We start from the raw sequence: 21,057 nt of genomic DNA on the forward strand, positions 1-21,057 counted from the left end.
GCCTATTAATATAAAAAATTATTTCTTCATGGCATAAGTGCCTAGAAAAAATTCAGACGGTCTTAGGTGCTTCGTCATTCCGGCATGGATTGCCGGAATCCAGTTATCATCACACGATTACCCACATCTCACCCCGAAGCGAAAACAGCCTTTCCAATCTCCAGGCCAACGGCATAATGCCTCACTTTTTCCATCCCTTCCCAAATCGCCTTAGGGCCGGGTTGACCATCGCTCTTTCGCCCCAGAAAACCACCAAAACCGGCAATAATCCGGATCATGTCGTTTAACGACGGTGTCGTTTCGGGTGGCTGACTGCGATGCTTGACAATCCAGGCCGCTTGCCATTCTTCGGGGTCGAACACCACATCACAAGGTAAATCGGGGCACTGTTGCCCCAATGTGACAACGTGTAATATACGCCAAGCAATGATCAAATAAATCATCAAAGCGCGTTGCAACCGGTCAATTTCAGACAATTGCAACTTTTCGACTCGGCAACCGGTTTTGAGAATCCGAAAGAAGATTTCAATCAACCATCGACGCCGATACCAATCGACCTGTTCCGCCGCCTGTTCCAAGGTGTCTATCAACCGGTTGGTGAGCAAGCGCCAAACAATCGGTTCAACGCCTTCTGGCGGATTGTCTTCTTGCGCTAAAATGATCGTGACCGATAAGTCGGAATCCGTTTTGCGTTTGCGTTTCAACGTCACTCGTTGTGCGTAGAGGCTTTGCCTGACCTGACGCGCTTTGCGCTCACCATTCGCTTCCAGGGTAAACTCAATTTGACCCAGCGGCGAACTCGCCGCTACGCTATCCCACAGCTTATCGTCTTCATCGGCCAGCTTGCGGTTGTGTCGCGCCCGGATTAAATAATCGGCGGCATGGTGACGACGCTGGGCTTCTTCCAGCAAGTCTCTCAGGTCGCCCTCTCGATCCGCCACATAAACAAAACGCGTGCCGGGTGTTTGTTCGGCCAGGTCGGCAAGCCTGCCATAGCCTTCTATCCAACGCAGACTCTCTTTGATGTCCGGTTCATCCTTCGGTTTGCGCGACCACATCCAGGCGTCGGTTACCCCCAGTGCTTGACCGTCTGGCGTCACGAGCAAGGTGGGATGCACATAAAAACCTTGTCGCGCTTCGTAGTTTAAGCGACCCAACCCGGCAATTCCCGGTTGACTACTGAAGTCCAATTCGGTCGTATCTTGAAGGCCCAACACAACGGGATGGGCTTGCGCTCTTTCCAGGCTACGATCCGCATGTCCTTTGAGAATATCCAAAGGCTCAATCGCTTCATTACCCAGCAAACGATAGGCGGCCTTCGTTTCGCCCCAACCCATCGCCGCTAATGGCAAACTCGCCTGTGGTTGTACGGCTAATTGCTCTGTCAATTTGATCAACCTATTCGTTCTCCGTGCATCGCCCAAATCGACGCCCCCAATTCCTGTGCTACCCAACTCATCTTAATTCAGACAAAAACATCTATTTTATCGAATGTTTCCAATTTGTGGGTAATCGTGTGAGTTATCATGGATGATGACTTATACAACTATACTTATTACCAATCACTTAAAAATTAAAATGCCAGTTCATTTTTATGCTTTAATATCAAATTATATAGAACTTTTTTATTGGTTAAAAAAATCATAGTGTCCATAAAAACAGATATTATTTGGATAAGATTTTTTTTCTTATTTTAAACTGATTCTAAATAAGAATTTTGCCGCATTTATTTAGTTGGGTGGACATAACTCAAAAGTAATTCTTGAAATTGTCTTACGGGCTGGGCGGTGAATTCATTTTCCACCAGGCGCCTACCGGCCTCTCCCATTCTGTGCCGCAGATCCGGGTCATTGATAAGTTGTTCAACACGGGCTTTCAAGGTTGATGTATCGCCAGGATCAACCAGAAATCCATTATTGCCATCATGTATGACCTCTGGAATGCCGCCCACACGGGTAGCCACCACCGGTTTGCGGCATGCTCCTGCTTCCAGATTAATCAGCCCTAAAGGTTCCTGCCAACGCGAAGGTACAACTATAATATCCGCAGTGTGATAGACATTTTCTACCTTCTTTACATAACCGATATAGCGGATACGGGAGTCATCCGCAAACAGTTCCTGTAGGTTTCGTTCAGTATAGGAGCCCGCAAACTTATTGGGATCACGGCATTCGCCGGCGATCAGGAAACGAACATTGGGATTTTTAATTTGATGAGCCATCTCGATGAAATCGGCGACCCCTTTAATTTCTCTTATTTGACCAAGAAAGGCCACCACTATATGTTCGGGATTAATTGCCAGTTCCCTACGCATGCTGTTTCCGGCATCAAATCTAGTAAGGTCAATTGGGTTATAGATGACCGGTTTTTGCAATTTGACGGGTAAGGAATGCTCGGCAGTATATTTGGAAACACTTATGGCGGCTTGACATAAGTTTATAAATGGAGAAGGCTCGTCATTGATGACGTGGTAGTGAACAATAATCGGGATGCGAAGCACCCGAGCGGCCAATAATTCCGCTGGTCTCCAGAAATTGGAGCTATTGATATGGATGACCGAGACTTCTTCTCTGCGGAAAAAAAACAAAGCCCTAAAAAAAGCACGTAGATAATTTATAACTGAACCGGGCTCGGTAAGCTTTCCCCAAACAGAGTAACGGATATCTAATTGTTTCAATTCATCTTCGATAGGGCCATGACACGGTAAAAGCAGAAGTGGCGTAAGTTTCTCTCGGTCGAGCGAAGGTAGGCTCGTAAACAGTACTCTGCTTGCTCCGCCCCAATTTCCTGCGCTCATGCTGAAAAAGCATACAACGGGTTTTTTCATGAATTTATCACCTGGCGCTTGTTCTTGAGTAATTCTATTGTTAAAGTATTTCCTTAATCTCTACATAATAAGCAGCGACACTAAGTATCAGTGTGATTATGTATTTTTTCTAAAAGCCGGAAAACTCTTGCGATTAAAAAGAAACGGAAAAAAACTTGATTAGTTATTTAGTGCTTAACGATATAGTATTTCCAGGTACATTTTTGATGTGATTGAATCACTTCTGGCTTGTCACTAAGAAACTCATCTATCGCTTTGGTTGCCCCAGGCCAGCGGTTATCACGATACTCATCGAACATAATTACTCCTCCCGGCTGAACCTTATCATATAAATTTTCTAGGGCAAGTGTGTAGGATTCATAAAGGTCACAGTCAAGATGAAGCAGGGCGATAGGTCCTTGGTACTTTGGGAGTGTTTCGTCAAACCAACCCTTAAGAAGATGTATACGCTCGTTAATAAGCTTTTCGTCTAAACGGCCATCACGCAGAACCTTCAATACTGTTTCCGGTGGGTTTGCCCAGAAACCTTTGCTTGTAATTGGCGTACTTTCGTCCTTCTCGATAGGATCAGGAAAACCTTCGAAAGAGTCGAACCCATAGTATGTTCTGGGCTTATCTATATAATCACTTAATAAGGTGAATAAAAGGGCCCCATGTCCTATTGAAACGCCGCATTCTACGATGTCCCCATTTACGTTTTGGACCATGCAAAGCATATCCTTGAAATAGAGATAACGATCTAGTGCCCCCCGATATATACGGGGCAAAAAAGGTGAATGGTTGTAACCAGCGGGGATGCTCTCTTCAAGAGGATCGATTTTCTCAATTTTATAGTCTAATATCCTAAAGAATTTCTTAAATAATGATTTGATAGGCATCTGTTTTCTTCCTATTATTATGAATATATCCAGTCAATTTACCATTTGGCTAGCTATAGTACCTAGAAAAAAGTAAGACGGTCTTAGGGGCTTCGTCATTCCGGTATGGATTGCCGAAATCCAGTTATCATGGATGATGGCTTTTGCAACTAAAATTATTACTAGGCACTTACTTTTTATTTTTCCCAGTATTTAATCATTAATTTCTTATGCGCGGTTAAAAGTTTTTCTACAATACCAAAATCCTTTTCAGCGATATTATTTCTGCAGAACGGATCATTGTCGGTATTATACAGCTCATAATGTGGCCCATTATTTAAAGCAAAGCATTTCAACTTCCATGGCCCTCGCCATATAAGCCAGTCGCGGGCGGATTCTATAGTTTCAACGTATTCAGGGCTAATAGAGAGCGTTCCGCTTTTGGGATTGGGTATTTCCAGTAGATTAAAGATATCGGGATAAGTGATATGGCCGGCCTTTTGTTTTGGCGGCGTCGACAGCCATATACCGGTTTCATAAAGAACCGTGAGTTCTTGGTTGATAGCTTCGCCTTCAATTACCGGCTTTAACGAAACGCCTTGAACTGTTTCCGGAATATTTACACCGCACAAATCCAATAGTGTCGGCATGATATCGATGCTTCTGACTTTTTCACGATGTACGGTGCCTAGCTTGGAGTGATGGGAGTGAATAATTAAAGGGATATGCGCGCTTGAATCGCCGTTGATACTGTTTCCCTGTCCCCAGGTGTCATGTTCAAATAATTCCATGCCATGATCGCTGTAGATAACAATTATTGTATTATCGTTAAGTCCACATTTTTCTATATAGTTAAATATTTGTTGAACTTCGTCATCAAATTGCCGAATCGATCCATCGTAGAGCGCAATGATTTGATCAAGATCGAAGGCGTCTCTGGGTTCTTGCTGGCTTTCAATAATTTCTTCCGGCGAGGTGAGTCTCGACATACAGAATTTGGAACGACCTTGGTAATTTGGGTCCGAAAACAACTGATAATAAGGATAATTGCTAGAGAAAGGAGGGTGGGTTGTTCCCATAAAGAGATTTAGCAGAAAAGGGCGATTCTCTTTCGATAACTTTGCCAATTCATTGCGGGCTTCAAGTCCTAGTTGCCGAGTCAAGGGAACGCCGGCTAAATAATAAAGCTCCGGCAATACAATTTTGCCGAATTTATTATGGCAAAAAAGCGATAAGAATAATCGAATATCCTTGGGACCTTGTTTGATTAAATATTTTAAATTCCATTGATCCTCAGGCAGTTTTTTATTTTGGAAGCCCAGCTTAAATTTGCCTAAATCACCGCCCGCCCAATCACTAATAGTACTCGTTTGATAACCGGCTTTTTCCAAGCAAGCGGCCAGAGAGGGTAGGTTCATATTTTGAGTCTGAGCATCCGAAATAAAATTGTCTTTTATTCCGTGAGTATCAGGCCAGCAGCCTGTGAACAGAGACACCAGACTGGGAGCGGTTCTTGCCAAAGGCACATAACAGGATTGAAATAATGTACTTCGTTTCGTCAGTTTGTCTAAAAATGGGCTGGTAGGTCGGTGGTAGCCATAGGCGCTTAAATGATCCGCCCGTAAGGTATCCGATCCGATCATGACGATGTTGGGATATTTTTGATCAGCTTGGTGAGGGACAGCAGACGGTTCTCGCTGCATACTATTCCAAAACAGCGGCAGGCAATAAACTAGCGATAGCAAAAATAAAAAGATAAGGTCATGCCATTGACGATCGAGCAAAAAATCGGCTAAGAAAAACAAGTCAGGACCGGCAAATAAACAAAGAAGGATAAAGTCAATGCTTTTTAAATTGTTAACGGTGAGTTTTTGCCAGATGCTATGGAGCCGTACGATCTCAAAATTAGCGGAGGTTGCAATGATTCCTGGGGTGTGACGCAGATGATTAAGGAATTGCCGAACAGTGAATAATGCAAAGCTGATTATCCCGGCTAGGGTAGAAATGATAAGGGAATTATTCGGGCCAAAAGATTGACAAGTCAAGGAGCTTAAAAGCGAGCCAGGAAAGGCAAGATAAAAAGCGACTAGACAACTCCAGAAAGCCAGTCTGGTTAGGGCGTAAACGCCATAAATAAAGAACTTTTCTTGAACTTCCTTTCTGATTTTGGGCCCCGTTCTGGAAAAATTCAATAAAGAGCGAATAAGCAGTATTACGCCTATAGTAATGGCTACCCAGCCCGCAGAGAAAAGGGATTCGCTCAGGATTGAGGCCATATCAGGTTAACGGCCTTTTAAACATAACCGCAAATAATAGTCCCAGACATAGCCGGCCTTTATGCAGAGGGGCGTAAATAAAGGCTTCCAATAGATGAAGAATGGCTTGTACGTTGTCTCCACTTCGGGCCTCCCATTTAGCATAATCCGTTAACATGCTGGCATAACAGGATCGCCAAAAACTTTTCTGCGCAGATTGGTCCAATAATGATCTGTTTTTTCGTAATACTTTAATGGCATTATCTCGCATTGTTTTCAAGTTACGGCTCATACTGTCTGGGCGTTTGGTGATGACGGTTACTGTTTCCGGCAAGCAGGCATATTCGGCAAGTGCCGCATAGCGCATCCACATATCTATATCTTCAAGGCTGGCTAGCGATTCGTCAAAAAATCCGGCCTGCTGTTGTAGTTTTTTTCTCGCCATAACGCTGGAGCCGCTGCCGGCAATGGCGGCATTTTGGGCAAAAATGGTATGCAAGGTAGAAGTATTGATATTAGGGCAAGGCCAGTCGTTAATAAATTCACCTGTCGGTGTTTCTACCCGAGTCCGAGTAGAGCAAAAACCAATTTCAGGATGATGATTTAATAGCTCTAATTGAAGAGCCAGTTTTTCAGGCATCCAGTAATCGTCGGCATCGAGAAAAGCCAGATAATCGCCTTTGGCGGAGCGAATACCGGTATTGCGGGCATTACTTAGTCCTCCATTCGGTTGTGATATTAGCCTTATTCTTGTGTCATCATAACTTCTAGCGATAGTTTCGGTGTTATCGGTGCTGCCATCATTTATGACTAATACTTCAAAATGGCGATAACTTTGAGTCAACACACTATCGAGTGCTTTTTTTATGTATGTTTCAGCATTATAGGCCGGGATGATTATGCTGATTAATGATTGAGAATGGGGCATTGTTAGTATTATGTCGATAATGTAAGTTTAGTACCGGCGTATCACTCAAGGTTAGTGTTACTCATTGTTTAAAATAATCACACCAATACAATAATTCCAATTAGAATTTACTCGTATCCCAATTCCTTCAACATAGGTTCAATGACCGGTAGAATCTTCTCTATGGCCTCAGGATTTTGGCTTTTCCATTTTTCTTTTTTCGGCGGTCCGCTGACTATGCTGGTAGGGCGTTTATTCAGAGTGGCGCAATGTGACTTGAGTTTTTCGGAGAATGGCAGTTGCAACCGTTCAAAAACGCTTTTAAACATTTCGACGGGATCTTCGAAGATATCTTCATAGCGAAGATGAATCCATTTATCGTCGGAAATAAGGGTTCTAGCTTCCAAAGCCATACGGTTTGCCGTCAACCATTGATAGGCGCAAACCTCTTCAAGGGAAGCGTTGTTGTAATCTCGCCAGCCGGGAGGGAGAAAAAAGCACCAGTCTTTGAATTTACCTTGATTAATCTGTACTGTCTCAGGCAGTTTGCCCAAGTACTGGTGTAAGTCAAAACGTCCACGTTGCTTCCATCCTTCCATCAAGGAACTGATATTGTCGCGGCCATCACGTTGGATATAGATGAAATAAGCATTGGGAAACAAGGCTTTCAGGTAAGGTATGCGCATGACATTGATGCAGCTTTTATCCAGCACTAGACCCTTTCCAAGCCTGGAATAAAAATAAGCAAACGCCTGCTCTCGATGCTGAGAACGAGCGTCATGACTCGATGCGGCCTCTGAATCCCAGTCTTTATTCAAGGGGCCTACCAAGCTGTGCCAAAATTGTGGGATTTCAAAAGGAAATGAAAGAAGGTCTGGGGAAGTCCGGATCGTTTCAAAAGTGACGGTTGTGCCGGCGCGCGAACAGCCGACGATAAATACTGGATCGGGCATGAAAGGATGGGTAAGATAATAGATATTTTCTTTCACCCGATAATTAAGTTCGATTAAATTCTTCCGAATGATTTCTCGATCAAATAATTTTGCGGTTTTTGTTAATGCATTCATGCCTTTTTCCTTTTTGCCATGAGAAAGCCTTTGATTTCTCCCAGCGTAGCCGCAAGTCTCACCAGGTAAAATCTGCGAGCTGAGCAGGATAAACTTAATAGGATATAAACGGAATACTCCATTAATTTCCTGATTAAATAACGGGGAAACAATCCGGCATAATTTCGCGCATCATCTTTTAGCCTGATAGTCGATGATGAGCGTTCATACGCTTTCTTCATTACATAACAAAGCGTCATTCGTTCTGAGTCCACATAATGATATTGAGCCATATTAGGAATATATTGCAGATGCGCTCCGGCTTTGTAAGCTCTAATAACCCATTCGAGATCCTCCGCTCCGCCTAGGTTATGACCAACAGGTCCAAAATCGGTTGAAAAGTCGCCAATCAGTTTAAACAGTTTTTTCTTGACTACCAGGTTCCCGCCGCCCGGTACGGCGATGTCGCGCGTGACTTGAATGGCTTCGCCGCCTAGCTCGAAGCGAGGCACCGGTAGCGGATAAATGCGGTATTTTCCTTGGTCATGCACCCATTGGGGTTCGGAACCGTTCCAGTCCGGAATGATTTTTCCGCAATAAAAATCAGCATCGGGATATTGTGTTAAAGCCTGATCGATAGCCATAAAATATTGCGTATCGACTCTATGATCATCGTCTACCATGGCGATCACCGAGGCCGTCAACTTAGGTATCGCACTGTTCAAGGCGTTGGATTTGCCGGGGAGGGGCTCTTCCAGCCATTTCAATGGAAGTAAGTCGGGATCGGATTCTTCCTGGTAATGCCTTAGAAACTGATGGGTTTCATCGGTGCAGGCATTGGCTACAATAAATAGCGAAATTTCTAAATGGCGGGGGCGTTCGGCTTTATTTAAAAAATTGATGGCTCGTTGTAAAAGCTCCGATCTGTTATGTGTGCAGATCAAAACCTCGATAGCTTGAAATTCAGGCGGCATCAGCTGTATGTTTTTTTTCATTGCGAGCCAGGAATTTTCCCCAGATGCTGCCCATGGCATGGGAGGCATTCATCGCTTGCCGTAGTGCGCCGGGCTTGTTCCGTAGATATAAGTTCAGCGTCTTGCCGATTTGCTGCAGCAATTGCCGGATCATAAAAGGGGGAACGCCAAGTATCGTGCGATCATAATCATCCATCTGAAATTGGCCGTATTTTCGACCGGCGATGAAGTGAAGCTTTAAAAAATAACTTCGTTTCATTTTCCAGTCCTCAACAAAATGATCGACAGCCATGTCCGGCTGATAGCGGATTTTAACTTTCCTTTTCAATAATTCCTGAAACAGAATACCGTCTTCACCTCCGCCAATTCCTTTTCCTCTCCGGTTATATCGATAATCAAAACGCAGATCGGGATTATTTCTAAATAAATCCATATTATAAGCGACGATGCTAGTCCAAACGGGGGTCGATGCATCATCTATCCAAAACGGTTTTGTTCCATAATTTATTTCCGCATAAAAAGGTAACAAATCGTCAGTTAACCAATTTGGCCTAATATATGCTCCAAAATTGATGTTTACACGTCCACCAACACATTCAGCGCCTTCGACATCCAGTGAATGAACAGCCGATTCCAGTGTGTGCGGCCAAGGCAATTCATCATCATCGATGAATAGCATATAATCACTATGCAAGCATTCAGCTATGGCCCGGTTACGGGCGAAAGGTATACCCTGTTCGTTCTCGATAACTGAACGGACAGGAGCGCCCTCGTCATGTGATAATTCGGCCACAACCGTTTGCGTGTTGTCGGTGCTGTTATTATCGATAATCAGGATTTCAAACGGGACAGAGCAGGATTGCGCCCTTAAAGCACGAATGAGTTCGGGTAATCGTTGCGCACGGTTATAACTGCATATGGCGACGGTCAGCTTTTTCATGGTGTGGAATCCATTTTTTCAATAAGCGCGCGATGTAATTGATAAGGCAGTAATGACGGTAGCATATACTTCCAGTCCCGCCAAGAACCATAGTGGTTTTTCATGACGGATCTGAAAATGGTGCGGGCCGCTTTTAAGTCTCTTTTCCAGTAGCACTCGTAGCCGCGTCTTAAAAGTTCGCCGTGCATTAATTTACGAAGCTGTTGTGTGTCAAAATTTTGCGAAAACGTTTTATTTTCTTTAATAAAGAGTTGCTGGGCAAGCCAATGGTTTATCGCGGTTTTTTCTGAATTTTTGGTTGCTTGCACACCATCATGGTGATGATAGTATGCCAATACTTCAGGCACTAAAGTTATTTGGTGTCGAGTTCCAATTTTTAACCAAAGCAGAAAGTCTTCCGAGGTCAGTAAACGCTCGTCGAATAAACCGGCTTCTTCAATGGCGAGACGGCGTGTCAAAGTCGCATGAATAGGCCAACGACAGTTTTCGAACAACAATGCTTTTTTATTTTCTAATAATTCGTAGTTAGGGGGTATAAAAGGTTTGCCCTGGCCACCGGTTAAACCGATATTTTGCCATCCGCAATAAGCGAGAGCCGCATGAGGGTGATTAATGAGCCCTTGATAAAGTTTAGATAAACAGTCAGGCGCCCAGGTATCATCGGCATCTAGAAAAGCAATGAATTCTCCTTTTGCGGCCTTTAGTCCATTATTTCTGGCTTTACAGACACCGGCATTTTTCTGGTTGATAACCCATAATCGGTTATCTTCTATGGTATTTAATATTTCTAAGGTGTTATCCGTAGAGCCGTCGTTAACAACTATTAATTCCAGATTTGTGAAGGTTTGATGCAAAACACTGGATATACTGTTCCATATATGTTTTGAACCGTTAAAACAGGGCATAATCACTGAAATAAGGGGGGAAGGCAATTTCACTGTCTTTTTAACCTGTCTTTTATTCTAGAAAAAGAATAATGGGTCATTTTTTTCCAGCCCACACTGTTGTCTGCAAATGCCAATTTTCGGGCAAAAGTAGCCAATGAATCACTTGCCATTATCGAAATACGCCGGACTTCAAGAGGGTTGTGATTAACGAGTCCGAAACCGGTGCGGGTAGTAAAGGCAGTTTTATAACCGGCGTTTTGCACCGCGTTAATTATGTCTTGATTATAAAGCCCGTAAGGATAAGCAAAAGCGGTGATGGGCTGGTTTAATAGATTAGACAAAAACTTCTTTGATTCTGAGGTCTCATGCTCCATTTGTTGCTGGCTGACTTGAGTCAGGCGACAATGGGTAAGAGTATGTGAGCCGATTTCCATACCCGCATCCCGCATTTCCAATAACTGCGATTCAGTCAGCAAAGTGCTGGAGGGGACACCTTCATCGATCCATGAAGACATTTTTCCGATGTCTTGGGTAACCACAAACCATGTGGCTTTCATATCGCGTTTGGCCAGTTCTTCAAATGCTTGATAGTTATCCGCATAGCCGTCATCAAACGTGATTAAAACGGACTTTGCCGGGAGTGTCCTAAGATCCACATACAACCGATTAGCACACAAGGTTGACCAGCCATGATCTTGTAATAAAGTAAGCTGGCCACAAAATTTCTTAAAACTCAAAGCCCATGGCCAATCAGGTTGAGAAGTCCCTGGTGTAATGGCGTGGTACATTAACGAAACAGGACCGTTGTGACCGGCTCCGCACAAAAGTCTTTTTGATAACGGATCGATAATCGGCATTTTTATTTACTTGGACATTGATAGTGATAAGTCTTTAACTCAGTCTTAAGCATATAAGATAAAACTGTTTTTTCAATTAGAGATAATTCAACTTGAGTATTTGATTCCCAGTCAGCATGGCTTTCCTGAATGAAATCGTGTGGAATATCAGATAATTGAAGATAGTCGCTTAGCTTGTTTATCGTTGTCGGGTCGTTCACTAAGTCTTCGTATTTGATCGGCAAACCAAGCGTCGCCGTTCTGAATTCATTGGCTAGTTTTTTCCAGTGCTTTAGATAAAAAAGCAACGGAGCAGGATGATCAACATAATCCATCCAATTACGCTTCTTGATGGATAAAATAACATCAAATGGATTCCTTACTAAAAATATGAATTTCGCATCCGGATATATGTTTTTTAGGAAATAGGCGGTTTCAATACCAGAGCGAACCTCTTTTACACCCCACGATGAATATCCTAGATCAAAGGCAGGCTGTCCATATAGATGATCGAGAAAATTTTTATACGTTGAGGCGATATGTTCGGCCGGAGGGTTCATGCAAGCACTCCAATGGTGGTTTCGTTTGTCTCCCGCCTCGATGAATCGAGAAAATTCTTTGGCGCCATTTCCACCAAATCCGTGCTTAAACCGTTGGTTTCCATCGCCAAGCATCTGTCCATAGCGATCAAAGGAGTCAGAGAAACAATCCAAAGCGCCGCCGGCCTCCCCCCAAATCAATACCTTACCGGATGAGGAAATGAGACGCTGCAGTAATGTGCTTCCGGAACGCCATCCTGCTGAAAAGATAAAAATGGGGGAGTTGCTCATTTTTCCAAACTGCTTTTTAAGGCTTCGAGATAAGCATGACCGTATTTCAGATCTGGCTCCATATGGTTTCCTTCCGCCCATTCGTTCCAGGATTTGAGAAAGACAAGCTGGTGAGAGGCGGGTTTAGCCGAAACATTTTCAAATGCTTTATCTAAGCTTTGTTTAAAAAGTTCCGGACTCGAATCTTCAATAATCAAGCCATTGATACCGCTACGCGGTGAATTGTCCCAGTTAGGGAGCACGCATGGCAGGTATTCTAATTGTTTGGTTTTATCAGGGATGAGACTGTTTAATACGTCTTTATAGCGGTATATTGAGAGCCGGCCGTCCTTGATCTTGGACTTCAACTTAAGCAGTGGGTGGCGCCATGGGATTGACCCCGTTAAGCCCGGTAAGTTTTGCATAATTGCCGCATCGAAGCCATTAACTTTTGGATCCCATCCATCGTGATGTGATACCCCGACAAGATAGATATCCGGAAAACCGGCTTTTATTGCCATCTGGCGAAATAGCCGAACCATGTGTTGAACATTCGGGATATCCTTTGGCTTATAGATGACAAACAATGGTTTGCCGTCAACTTTTAGATAGCGCTTGTCTTTAAAGGCTGGCAATAGTTCGCGGAAATGTGCCTCGTAGTCTTCGGTGCCGGGATAAGATTGCTCTATCAGAATCCGGTGGGGATTGCCGTGCCAGATCCCTGACCATGTCGCGTTCGCCCAACATAGACAAAACGGGAAATCCGGTTCTCCCGACTGCAGCACCTCATTGAATGGGCGTTCAAGTAAACGTTTGCCGGCGAACCAGTAATGGTAATAGCAGAACGCTTCGATACCATACTGCCGGGCCATCTCGGTCTGCGCTATTCTCGTTTCCGGTAGGCGTAAGTCGTAGAAACCAAGATCGGCGGGAACATGGGGTTGGTAATGTCCGTGAAACAGCGGTTTGGCTTTAGCCGTATTGGTCCACTCGGTAAAACCTTTGCCCCACCACTCATCATTTTCCGGGATTGGGTGGAACTGGGGAAGGTAAAAGGAGATTACACGAGCTTTTTTTTTCATAACATTTGATAATAATGAGTATCTCAATGAATTAACGTATTCCAGATACTTATGAGTGCCTGTTTTTCATTTTCAAGGGAGTAAGTTTTTGCAATATAATCAGCTGCCTGTTTTCTTTCGCTAAGAAAGAAGGTGTTATCTTGATTATATGCACGAATCACTTTCTCGATTGTATCCGCAAAACCAATGATATTTCCATCGTCGATTGGAAAGGAATGATCAGGCTTGAAAAACTCTTCACCTCCCCAGCCATGATAGCCTATTGTGATACATCCGCAGGCCATAGCCTCTGCCGGTGGTAGGCCAAAACCTTCGCGGTTTCCCAGGCTAAGAAAAATCAAAGACTCTTTCATTAGTTTGGCAACTTCTTTTTCCTGGATATTAACAAAAGGGATTATGTCAAAATTATCAAGAGCATTTCTGAACTTTAAAATGTTAATAATTTGCATGGCGTCCTGAGCGTTTTTTACCTTGGAAAAACAGATTTGTTTTTTCTTTTGCTCTTGATAGGAAAATAGATCGGGATCTACAGAAAGATAGAAACGATACAATTGCGTTTCAGGAAATGTGTAATGCAGATAATCTTCGCAATGCTGAGAATTTACCAATGCTCCCAAAGTGTCCTCATCCGTATAAGGATTAAACAAGCGATCTTTTGCAAAAGAATAACCTTTAAAAGTCATAAAACCATTTTGATTCAAGATTATTTTTTTTATACCTTTTCCAAATTGGGCGATATCAGGACCGTTCATTTCAGGTATTACGAGAATGTCGCCGACATCAATAAATGTCTGTTTACCCTGAGAAATTGGTATTTTTCGCATGGCTTCGGGTTGCAGCATCTTACCTACTTTATTATAAATTCGCCTATAAGGTTCCGGTTTTAAATAGGCTATACGAGTCCGATTATTAAACCAATTGCACCGGAAACCTTTTTTGTGATGTAAGACATACGCATCAAAGCCATTAGCATTCAACAGATCCACATGGCGGTAAATTATTTTTATGCCGCCGCAGGGAAATTTGATGTCGGGACAGAGGTAATAAATAGTCATCCCAATTTCCTTTAACAGGGGAAATTCTTTTCTACTGTTTCTTGCATTACCAATGGCACTGCCAAGTAATCCCATCCTGTGGGCTCCTTGTTAGTACCAATGGCCTCCAACAACACAAGATGTGAAAATCGCTCTTGATTTTTCTCTATTCTATATAGAAGATAATTCATATCGTTAAAATATGTTTCAAGGCGAATATTCTTAGCAAAAGTATCTTCTTCGCTACTCATAGGGAGAATTTCTATCAGAATAATGGGGTGTTCGCTTTGAAGTAGATCAACTAAGCTTTCCAGTACTTCATATTCCCCGCCTTCAACATCAATTTTTATGATTCCGGGAGCTTCAGGTGAAAATTTCTGTATGTCTGAATAAGTGAAAACAGGAACCGTTTGACTGAATATAACCGGCCGTGACGGCCTAAACGCAGGGTTTTTTACCAGAGATGCCCCGCTGTCTACCGCATTGCCTTCAGCAAAGAAATCCAGTTGCAGCAAATCGCAAGAATTGTACAGTCCGATAGGAATCAATAACGACTTTTCGAAATTATTTATACGGATTAAATTGCTTAAATAAGCTGAACAAGCTGGGTTCGGTTCTAACCCAAGCCAAGGGGTTGTTTTTGACACGGCTCGTAATTTTAACAATGATTGACCAATATTGGCGCCAATATCTAAAAAACTACCCGAATTTAAAGTAGAAACTCGCTTTAGCACTTCCACCATCCACATTTCGGTCATAAATACATTTTCATAACCAATGCCATTGGACATAGGAATTCGAAAGGGGGTGCTATTAATGGATAATGTAACTACAAAATTTATTTTCCCCAACATTGAAAATTGTTTCAGTTTTTTTACGAGAAATCTTTTCAATTTTGGCGCTAACTTCCAATATATTGGTTTTAACATATGATTCTCAATGTTTTTATCTATTAAGTGATGTTTTAATTTTGTCAGTATATTATTGGTAAAATTGAAATATAATCAAGCTATTTGATGTGATTTACTAGTCTATTGCATAGGTCAGGGCTGTCACTTAAGATGCAATTATTTTTATCTAACCGGTAAAATCTATATATTTCTTCAATATTATGTTTATTATCTTTAACCAATATTATTATATTTGCTATTTTAGCCAAAAATAGCTCTCCAACTCTATGGATAAGCCAATGTCGAGATTTCTCTTGGTTGGGGTGCAGTATCCATACAAACCGGGTTCCCGTTATTTTAAATTTTAAAATATATATCAATGTTTTTATTAGATATAGAAAAAAAACTATAGAACTCTTTCTTTGATCAGGGTTGGGAAGAGGAATATCATCAATAATCCATAATGATGGCTGTTTTTTTGGAATATAATCATTAAGAGAATATGTCGATTCAAAAGTATAGGGGGGGGTAGTTTTGGCTATTGTATAAAGAATTGAATCATAGAGTTGTCGATGCTGCTTAGATAGCAATAGAAGCACTGAGATACATAAAGTTTTTGGATTGTCGGAAGAAGCGTTTTCATATCCGTATTGGATAAGTTCTTTATGAGCAATCATCAATGCAGCTTTTTGCAATTCGGGTGTTAGGGATTTTTTCCAATTCGCTAACTTACTTGTGTCAATAGGTTCTGAAGCTTGATTCATATGATTTTCATGTTTAATTATCAATGCGGATTCAGACCCGTTTGGAGTTAATATTTCGTGGTTATATGTTATATTTAAAAATTTGCAAACTTCACGTATCGTTTTTTCAGGGTTCTGTATTAAATCTTCATAGCGTATAGTTATGTTGTTACCATCGTTTTCACTAAAGGAATTAAATTTTCTAACGGCATCCATCCACAACCAGAGATTTTCAAAAAAATTCTGACTTCCGAATTTTACCTTGGTTAATGAATTTGAAACATCACGTCCATCCCTAACTATATGTATGATTGGAGATTTAGGAAATAATTGACGAATAAACGGTAAGCATAAAATATGATTTGGTGTTTTTTCTATCCAAAGTGGTTTTCCGTATCTATTGCAAATTATTTTTCCTAATGACATAAAAGCCTCTTTGCCCGAGACGGGGTGTCCATTCAAATAATCATAAACCTGCTTTGCAGGTTTGTTCCAATGGGCAGTGGGGTCCATTTTATCTATTATTGAATATAGTGATTGAGGCCAATCTTTTATAAAGCCAGCATCTCCTCCAGGATAATTAAATAACTTATAAAGAAAATCAGTTTCCGGGGTAACACATACCATTGGATGTCGATTGAGCATGGCCGAGAGAAGAGTCGTTCCACTCCTTTCTTTTCCAACAATAAAAGCTGGAGGTTGAAATGCTTGGTTATTCATAGAAGGAAAATAGTATTTTCAAATAAAGAAAATTAATTATAAATTATTAGATATTTTTTCACTTGGATAATCTATTCTAGAAAAACTTTCAGGAGTTTTATTATTATCAAAAAACCAAGAAGATTGAAGATCAATCAATCTGAGCGGTGCTTCTTTCATTTCATTGCCTTTGGGTAAGACTGAGAAAATTTTCAGGGTCTCTCCAGCATAAATGATACGCCGATTCTGGTCGAAAATGGCGATACGTATGCAATAAACACCGGGAGCCATGGGGTAGGATGGTATGAAACAATTTATTGTATGTTCACCTTTGGAAAAGCTGGGATGATTGTCGATGATGGCGGTAGAGCAGGCGGTGAGATATATAAAATCCGTCGTGTGGGTGCCGAAAACAAATTCGGGTTTTTCTACGAAGTTTTGAAAATTAAGTTCAACTTGTAAATGTAAAGGATCCCCCGTCTTGATTTTTTCTATATGATTATTATTTGAGTCAAGGATGTCTATAGATTTAATTTCGATTTCACCCGAAGATTTGAAATCAGAGCGTTGCCGGCTTTGTTGATTAAGAGTTGTATTGTAGATTCTATCGTTACTATATTCATAAAACTGACCGCATACTGTATCGGGTTTTCCATCAGAAACCGCATGTCCGTGATCAAGCATAATAACTCTTGAACATAAACGTTGAATTTGGCGAAGGTTATGACTGACTATCAATACAGTTTTTCCGCTGCGTTTAATTAAGCTTTCCATCCGATCAAAACACTTCCGTTGAAAAGCAAGGTCCCCCACCGCTAACACTTCATCCACTATCAAAATATCAGCATCCATGCTAGTCGCAATAGAAAAGCCCAATTTAACGGTCATCCCTGAACTATAACGTTTAACCGGCGTATCGATGAACTTCTCTAGCTCCGAAAACTCGATAATTTCATCCAGTTTTTGCTTGATGACTTTTTTAGGTATGCCAAGAATAGCGCCATTCAAAAAAATATTTTCCCGTCCGGTCAATTCCGGATTGACGCCGGCGCCGACTTCGATCAACGGGGCGACGCTGCCGCGCACGATCACTTCACCCTTAGTCGGTTTGCTGATGTTGGCAAGATGTTTCAACAAGGTGCTCTTGCCTGCGCCGTTGTGGCCGATGATGCCGACGACTTCGCCTTCTTCGATATGGAAGTTGACGTCGTCCAGGGCCTTGAAGCGCTCTCTTTCATGCGGGGTGCGAAAGGTCAGTCTTCTCAAAGAATTCAATGCGGTTTCTTTCAGGCTCGTTAAATGGCCGAGTTGATATTCTTTGGTGAGATGATTGACTTCGATGATGGGCATGGGTATAGGGTGTCTTCTTCTAACTTTGATGGTTTAATATTTTAAGAAATGTATGTTTTTCTATCGGATTTCAGATAACATCGGCAAACCAGTTTTCCGCCCGCTTGAAAAATAAGTAGCTAAAAGGGAGCATGGCTAAAGTTAATATCAGTCCGGGGTAAATAGCTTCGAAGTCTGGAGGCAAGCCTTTAAGCAATACCCGCTGGAAGCTGTCGATAATGCCGGCTAGAGGGTTTAAGGTGTACAGAGTATATAAATCATTGGACCAAATGCCAGCTGCCTGTTCTTCGATTAATTTTTTGTGGACCAAGCTCAACGGATACATTACCGGAGAACCATACATTAACAGCGATAAAGCGACGGGTAACGCTTGAGCTATATCGCGGTAATAAACATTCATCGCCGCGCCAAAAAAGCTGATGGTAAGTGCTACGATCATCGTGTAAAGAATAATGGCGGGCACCCAACAGGCATAAATGCTGGGCATCATTTCGTAATAGATCATCAAGCCGGCTAGGATGAAAAAGCTGATCGTCAGTTCGACTAGTTTAGTGACCATGGCCGTCAAGGGAAAGACTTCCCGGGGAAAATAGATTTTTTTTATCAACGCGGCATTAGAGGTAACGCTATTGACGCCTTCAGACGCGGATTCTTGAAAGAAAATCCAGGGTAGGAGGGCGGCAAAAGTGAGTATAGGATAGGGGATATTGCCGGTTTCAATGCCGACAAAGCTCTTGACTACAGTGAAAATCAGCATGAGCATGACGGGTTTCAGCACCGCCCATAAAATACCCAAATAGGCTTGTTTATAACGGACGACGATATTTTTCCATGCCAGAGCGGCGATGAGTTCACGATAGGCGAAGATGCTTTTTTTTGCGGCTGACATTAATTTTTAAATTCTGAGGTGGTATTTTCTTTAAGTGAATTATGTTCGAATAATCAAGTTAGTTGAACCATTTGATTTACGATGGTAAACAATATTTATTGAGTAAGCCATTTTTATGTAGCATTTTATTTGCATGACACTTCTTTTTTAAATGCCTGTGGGTAGCGGTACATGACTGACGACATAGCGATGTTTGCCGGATTTTTCCGCAGAAATCGCATCTAGCTGGTTAATCATAATATCAACGTCACCCAGGCGTTGCTGAAGTTGGTCGACTATTTGATGTCGGCAGCTTTGCTGCCATAATGCATTCGTTACTATCTGCACTTCCAGTTCGCTAATTGTATGTTGAATAATTTTGAAGGCTTCTATGCCTTCGATGGCTCTCAGAACGTAGATAACCGCTAGTGCGTGTACTATAGTGCCGTCTTTTTTTATGATGAAATCGGTTGAGCGCCCTAATGCTTCTTCGATGACATGTAATCCTCGGCCTTCTCGACAGGTATTATCTGTGGCCTTGATCATATCACCGGTTCGATAACGAATAAAGGGTTGTGCTTGCGAACATAAACCGGTTATCACGGCTTCCCCGATTTTACCTGGTTTCACCGGTTTACCATATTGGTCAAGTATTTCCAGAATGTTGCTTTCGCTCATCAAGAGCATTTGCTCATTTGGCGATTCATGGGCAATAAAACCGCTGTCTCTACTGCCAAACTCATTGGCTACAGGAGCTTGGAATGTTTCCTGAATTAATTTTCGCTGATCAGGGTAAAGCGGTTCACCGGTTGTAAAAACTCCTCTGAGTTTAGGAAGTCTTATGTGTTTTTTCTCAACTTGAGCGAATTTAGCTAATAGAGCAAGGCTGCTGGCATAGCCATAGATACAGCTTGGTTGAAATTTCTCAAGAAATTGCAAATAAGTTTTCATGTTTTTAGGCGACATTTCGAACGCATTCAAAATGACCTGATTCATGATACTGTCACGTAGTCGTTTGATCAGATCAGTTTTACCGAGCTCAATGGGGGCCCCCCATAGAAATACTTCTTTCGCTCCGATATCAATATTCCACCAACGTCTTGCCCGTATCCTACCGGCGGCATCGGAGGCTTGACGCCATTTGCCGTAATAAAAAATCAATGGCTGCCCGCTCGATCCGCCAGTTGTATATTGATAGGCGCCGCCCGGTACTTCACGCCATACCATTTGTGCGCCATTGAGCTGGGCATCTTGTTTGGTCATCGTCGGCAGCCGCGCTAGGTCTTCGAAATCCGGCAGACTGTCCGGGTGTAAATCGATTCCGGAATTGATTATGCGTTCGGCATGCCAGGGCGTATGTTCGACGGCCAGTTGCAACAATTGTTTGAGTTTTTGTCGTTGCAGAGTTTCAATTTCTTGCCTGGATAGCCATTGGCTTTTTTCCAAGTCGTCGGCATATGCGATGGTCGGCCGTTGTAACAGCTTTTCGTGCAAAGGGAAGGCGATATTTTTAACTATCCAAGGCGTCATGGTGTTTGAGTGTTTTAAGATTTAACCTGGTTTCTTTAATTTGTTTTCACCGTTAATGGCGCAAAGCTAGGTTGGTAGCAGGCGATGAAAACCAATATTCAGATTTGTGTTGTGTGATGCTACATTCATATATCTTCCTGATTACCCATAAGTTTCCGCCAGCTTTAAAGAATAATGATTAACTGCATTAAACGTACTTGCTAAGATAGATGAAAAACGAGCATTCGGTAACTTGCTCTGCAAGACGCTGTTCACCCAGCACCTAAATAAACGAAGATGATTTATCGCAGCCATTAGCCTATGGAATTTAGGTGCTGGGTAAATATATCCCTATAAGCTTGGGTTCTGCATCCATGCCTCACACACTTGCAGATTAAGCCACCGAACACTCGCCAAGTAGCCGAGAGTTATAAGTAATCAAGTATTTCTTTTAGGATACAACCAGCCTATATCTACAGTGTTCTCTTAAATTCTTAAATCAAGCTATCAGTCCCTAGGTTAACGCCAAACGCATTTGGCAGCC

At 42.2% G+C, this 21,057-nt stretch carries 18 protein-coding genes; all 18 read right to left on the reverse strand.

Annotation, left to right across the window (positions count from 1 at the left end):
• Positions 1-128 precede the first annotated feature (128 nt).
• The 18 genes from Q9L42_RS10930 to Q9L42_RS11015 all read right to left on the reverse strand — a co-directional run bounded on the left by Q9L42_RS10930 (position 129) and on the right by Q9L42_RS11015 (position 20,534).
• Entirely contained in the window at positions 129-1,388 is a 1,260-nt protein-coding gene (locus tag Q9L42_RS10930; RefSeq protein ID WP_432648835.1) for an IS4 family transposase, read from the reverse strand.
• A 338-nt stretch (positions 1,389-1,726) separates the two neighbouring features.
• On the reverse strand, positions 1,727-2,827 hold the full coding sequence (locus Q9L42_RS10935; RefSeq protein ID WP_305908382.1) for a glycosyltransferase family 4 protein: 1,101 nt from the start codon (positions 2,825-2,827) through the stop codon (positions 1,727-1,729).
• A gap of 167 nt (positions 2,828-2,994) precedes the next feature.
• Complete coding sequence (locus Q9L42_RS10940) at positions 2,995-3,705, reverse strand: TylF/MycF/NovP-related O-methyltransferase (protein ID WP_305908381.1); 711 nt, start codon at positions 3,703-3,705, stop codon at positions 2,995-2,997.
• 176 nt (positions 3,706-3,881) lie between these two features.
• A complete protein-coding gene (locus Q9L42_RS10945) occupies positions 3,882-5,960 on the reverse strand; it encodes a sulfatase-like hydrolase/transferase (RefSeq protein ID WP_305908380.1) in 2,079 nt (692 codons plus the stop codon).
• Position 5,961: 1 nt separating this feature from the next.
• Complete coding sequence (locus Q9L42_RS10950) at positions 5,962-6,867, reverse strand: glycosyltransferase family 2 protein (protein WP_349431068.1); 906 nt, start codon at positions 6,865-6,867, stop codon at positions 5,962-5,964.
• A gap of 107 nt (positions 6,868-6,974) precedes the next feature.
• Entirely contained in the window at positions 6,975-7,913 is a 939-nt protein-coding gene (locus Q9L42_RS10955; RefSeq protein ID WP_305908377.1) for a sulfotransferase family protein, read from the reverse strand.
• Positions 7,910-8,935, reverse strand: coding sequence for a glycosyltransferase (locus tag Q9L42_RS10960; protein WP_349431069.1), 1,026 nt, complete (start codon positions 8,933-8,935; stop codon positions 7,910-7,912). The genes Q9L42_RS10955 and Q9L42_RS10960 overlap by 4 nt, the downstream gene beginning before the upstream one ends.
• Positions 8,856-9,806 (reverse strand): glycosyltransferase, encoded by a 951-nt coding sequence (locus tag Q9L42_RS10965; RefSeq protein ID WP_349431070.1) that lies wholly within the window; start codon positions 9,804-9,806, stop codon positions 8,856-8,858. Before Q9L42_RS10965 ends, Q9L42_RS10960 begins: the two co-directional genes overlap by 80 nt.
• Positions 9,803-10,744, reverse strand: a complete 942-nt coding sequence (locus tag Q9L42_RS10970) for a glycosyltransferase family 2 protein (RefSeq protein WP_349431071.1) — start codon at positions 10,742-10,744, stop codon at positions 9,803-9,805. Before Q9L42_RS10970 ends, Q9L42_RS10965 begins: the two co-directional genes overlap by 4 nt.
• Positions 10,741-11,550, reverse strand: a complete 810-nt coding sequence (locus Q9L42_RS10975) for a polysaccharide deacetylase family protein (protein ID WP_305908374.1) — start codon at positions 11,548-11,550, stop codon at positions 10,741-10,743. Before Q9L42_RS10975 ends, Q9L42_RS10970 begins: the two co-directional genes overlap by 4 nt.
• Before the next feature lie 2 nt (positions 11,551-11,552).
• Entirely contained in the window at positions 11,553-12,359 is an 807-nt protein-coding gene (locus Q9L42_RS10980; RefSeq protein WP_305908373.1) for a sulfotransferase family protein, read from the reverse strand.
• Positions 12,356-13,420, reverse strand: coding sequence for a glycosyltransferase WbsX family protein (locus tag Q9L42_RS10985; RefSeq protein WP_349431072.1), 1,065 nt, complete (start codon positions 13,418-13,420; stop codon positions 12,356-12,358). Before Q9L42_RS10985 ends, Q9L42_RS10980 begins: the two co-directional genes overlap by 4 nt.
• Positions 13,421-13,443: 23 nt before the next feature.
• A complete protein-coding gene (locus tag Q9L42_RS10990) occupies positions 13,444-14,550 on the reverse strand; it encodes a glycosyltransferase (RefSeq protein WP_349431073.1) in 1,107 nt (368 codons plus the stop codon).
• Complete coding sequence (locus Q9L42_RS10995; RefSeq protein ID WP_349431074.1) at positions 14,487-15,383, reverse strand: FkbM family methyltransferase; 897 nt, start codon at positions 15,381-15,383, stop codon at positions 14,487-14,489. Before Q9L42_RS10995 ends, Q9L42_RS10990 begins: the two co-directional genes overlap by 64 nt.
• Positions 15,384-15,463: 80 nt before the next feature.
• Positions 15,464-16,807, reverse strand: coding sequence for a sulfotransferase family protein (locus tag Q9L42_RS11000; protein WP_349431075.1), 1,344 nt, complete (start codon positions 16,805-16,807; stop codon positions 15,464-15,466).
• 36 nt (positions 16,808-16,843) lie between these two features.
• A complete protein-coding gene (locus tag Q9L42_RS11005) occupies positions 16,844-18,136 on the reverse strand; it encodes an ABC transporter ATP-binding protein (protein ID WP_305908367.1) in 1,293 nt (430 codons plus the stop codon).
• Between the two features lie 70 nt (positions 18,137-18,206).
• On the reverse strand, positions 18,207-19,025 hold the full coding sequence (locus Q9L42_RS11010) for an ABC transporter permease (protein WP_349431076.1): 819 nt from the start codon (positions 19,023-19,025) through the stop codon (positions 18,207-18,209).
• 147 nt (positions 19,026-19,172) lie between these two features.
• Positions 19,173-20,534, reverse strand: a complete 1,362-nt coding sequence (locus Q9L42_RS11015; protein WP_305908364.1) for a phenylacetate--CoA ligase family protein — start codon at positions 20,532-20,534, stop codon at positions 19,173-19,175.
• Positions 20,535-21,057 lie beyond the last annotated feature (523 nt).

Origin of the sequence: Methylomarinum sp. Ch1-1, from assembly GCF_030717995.2 — a bacterium.
Lineage (GTDB): Bacteria > Pseudomonadota > Gammaproteobacteria > Methylococcales > Methylomonadaceae > Methylomarinum > Methylomarinum roseum.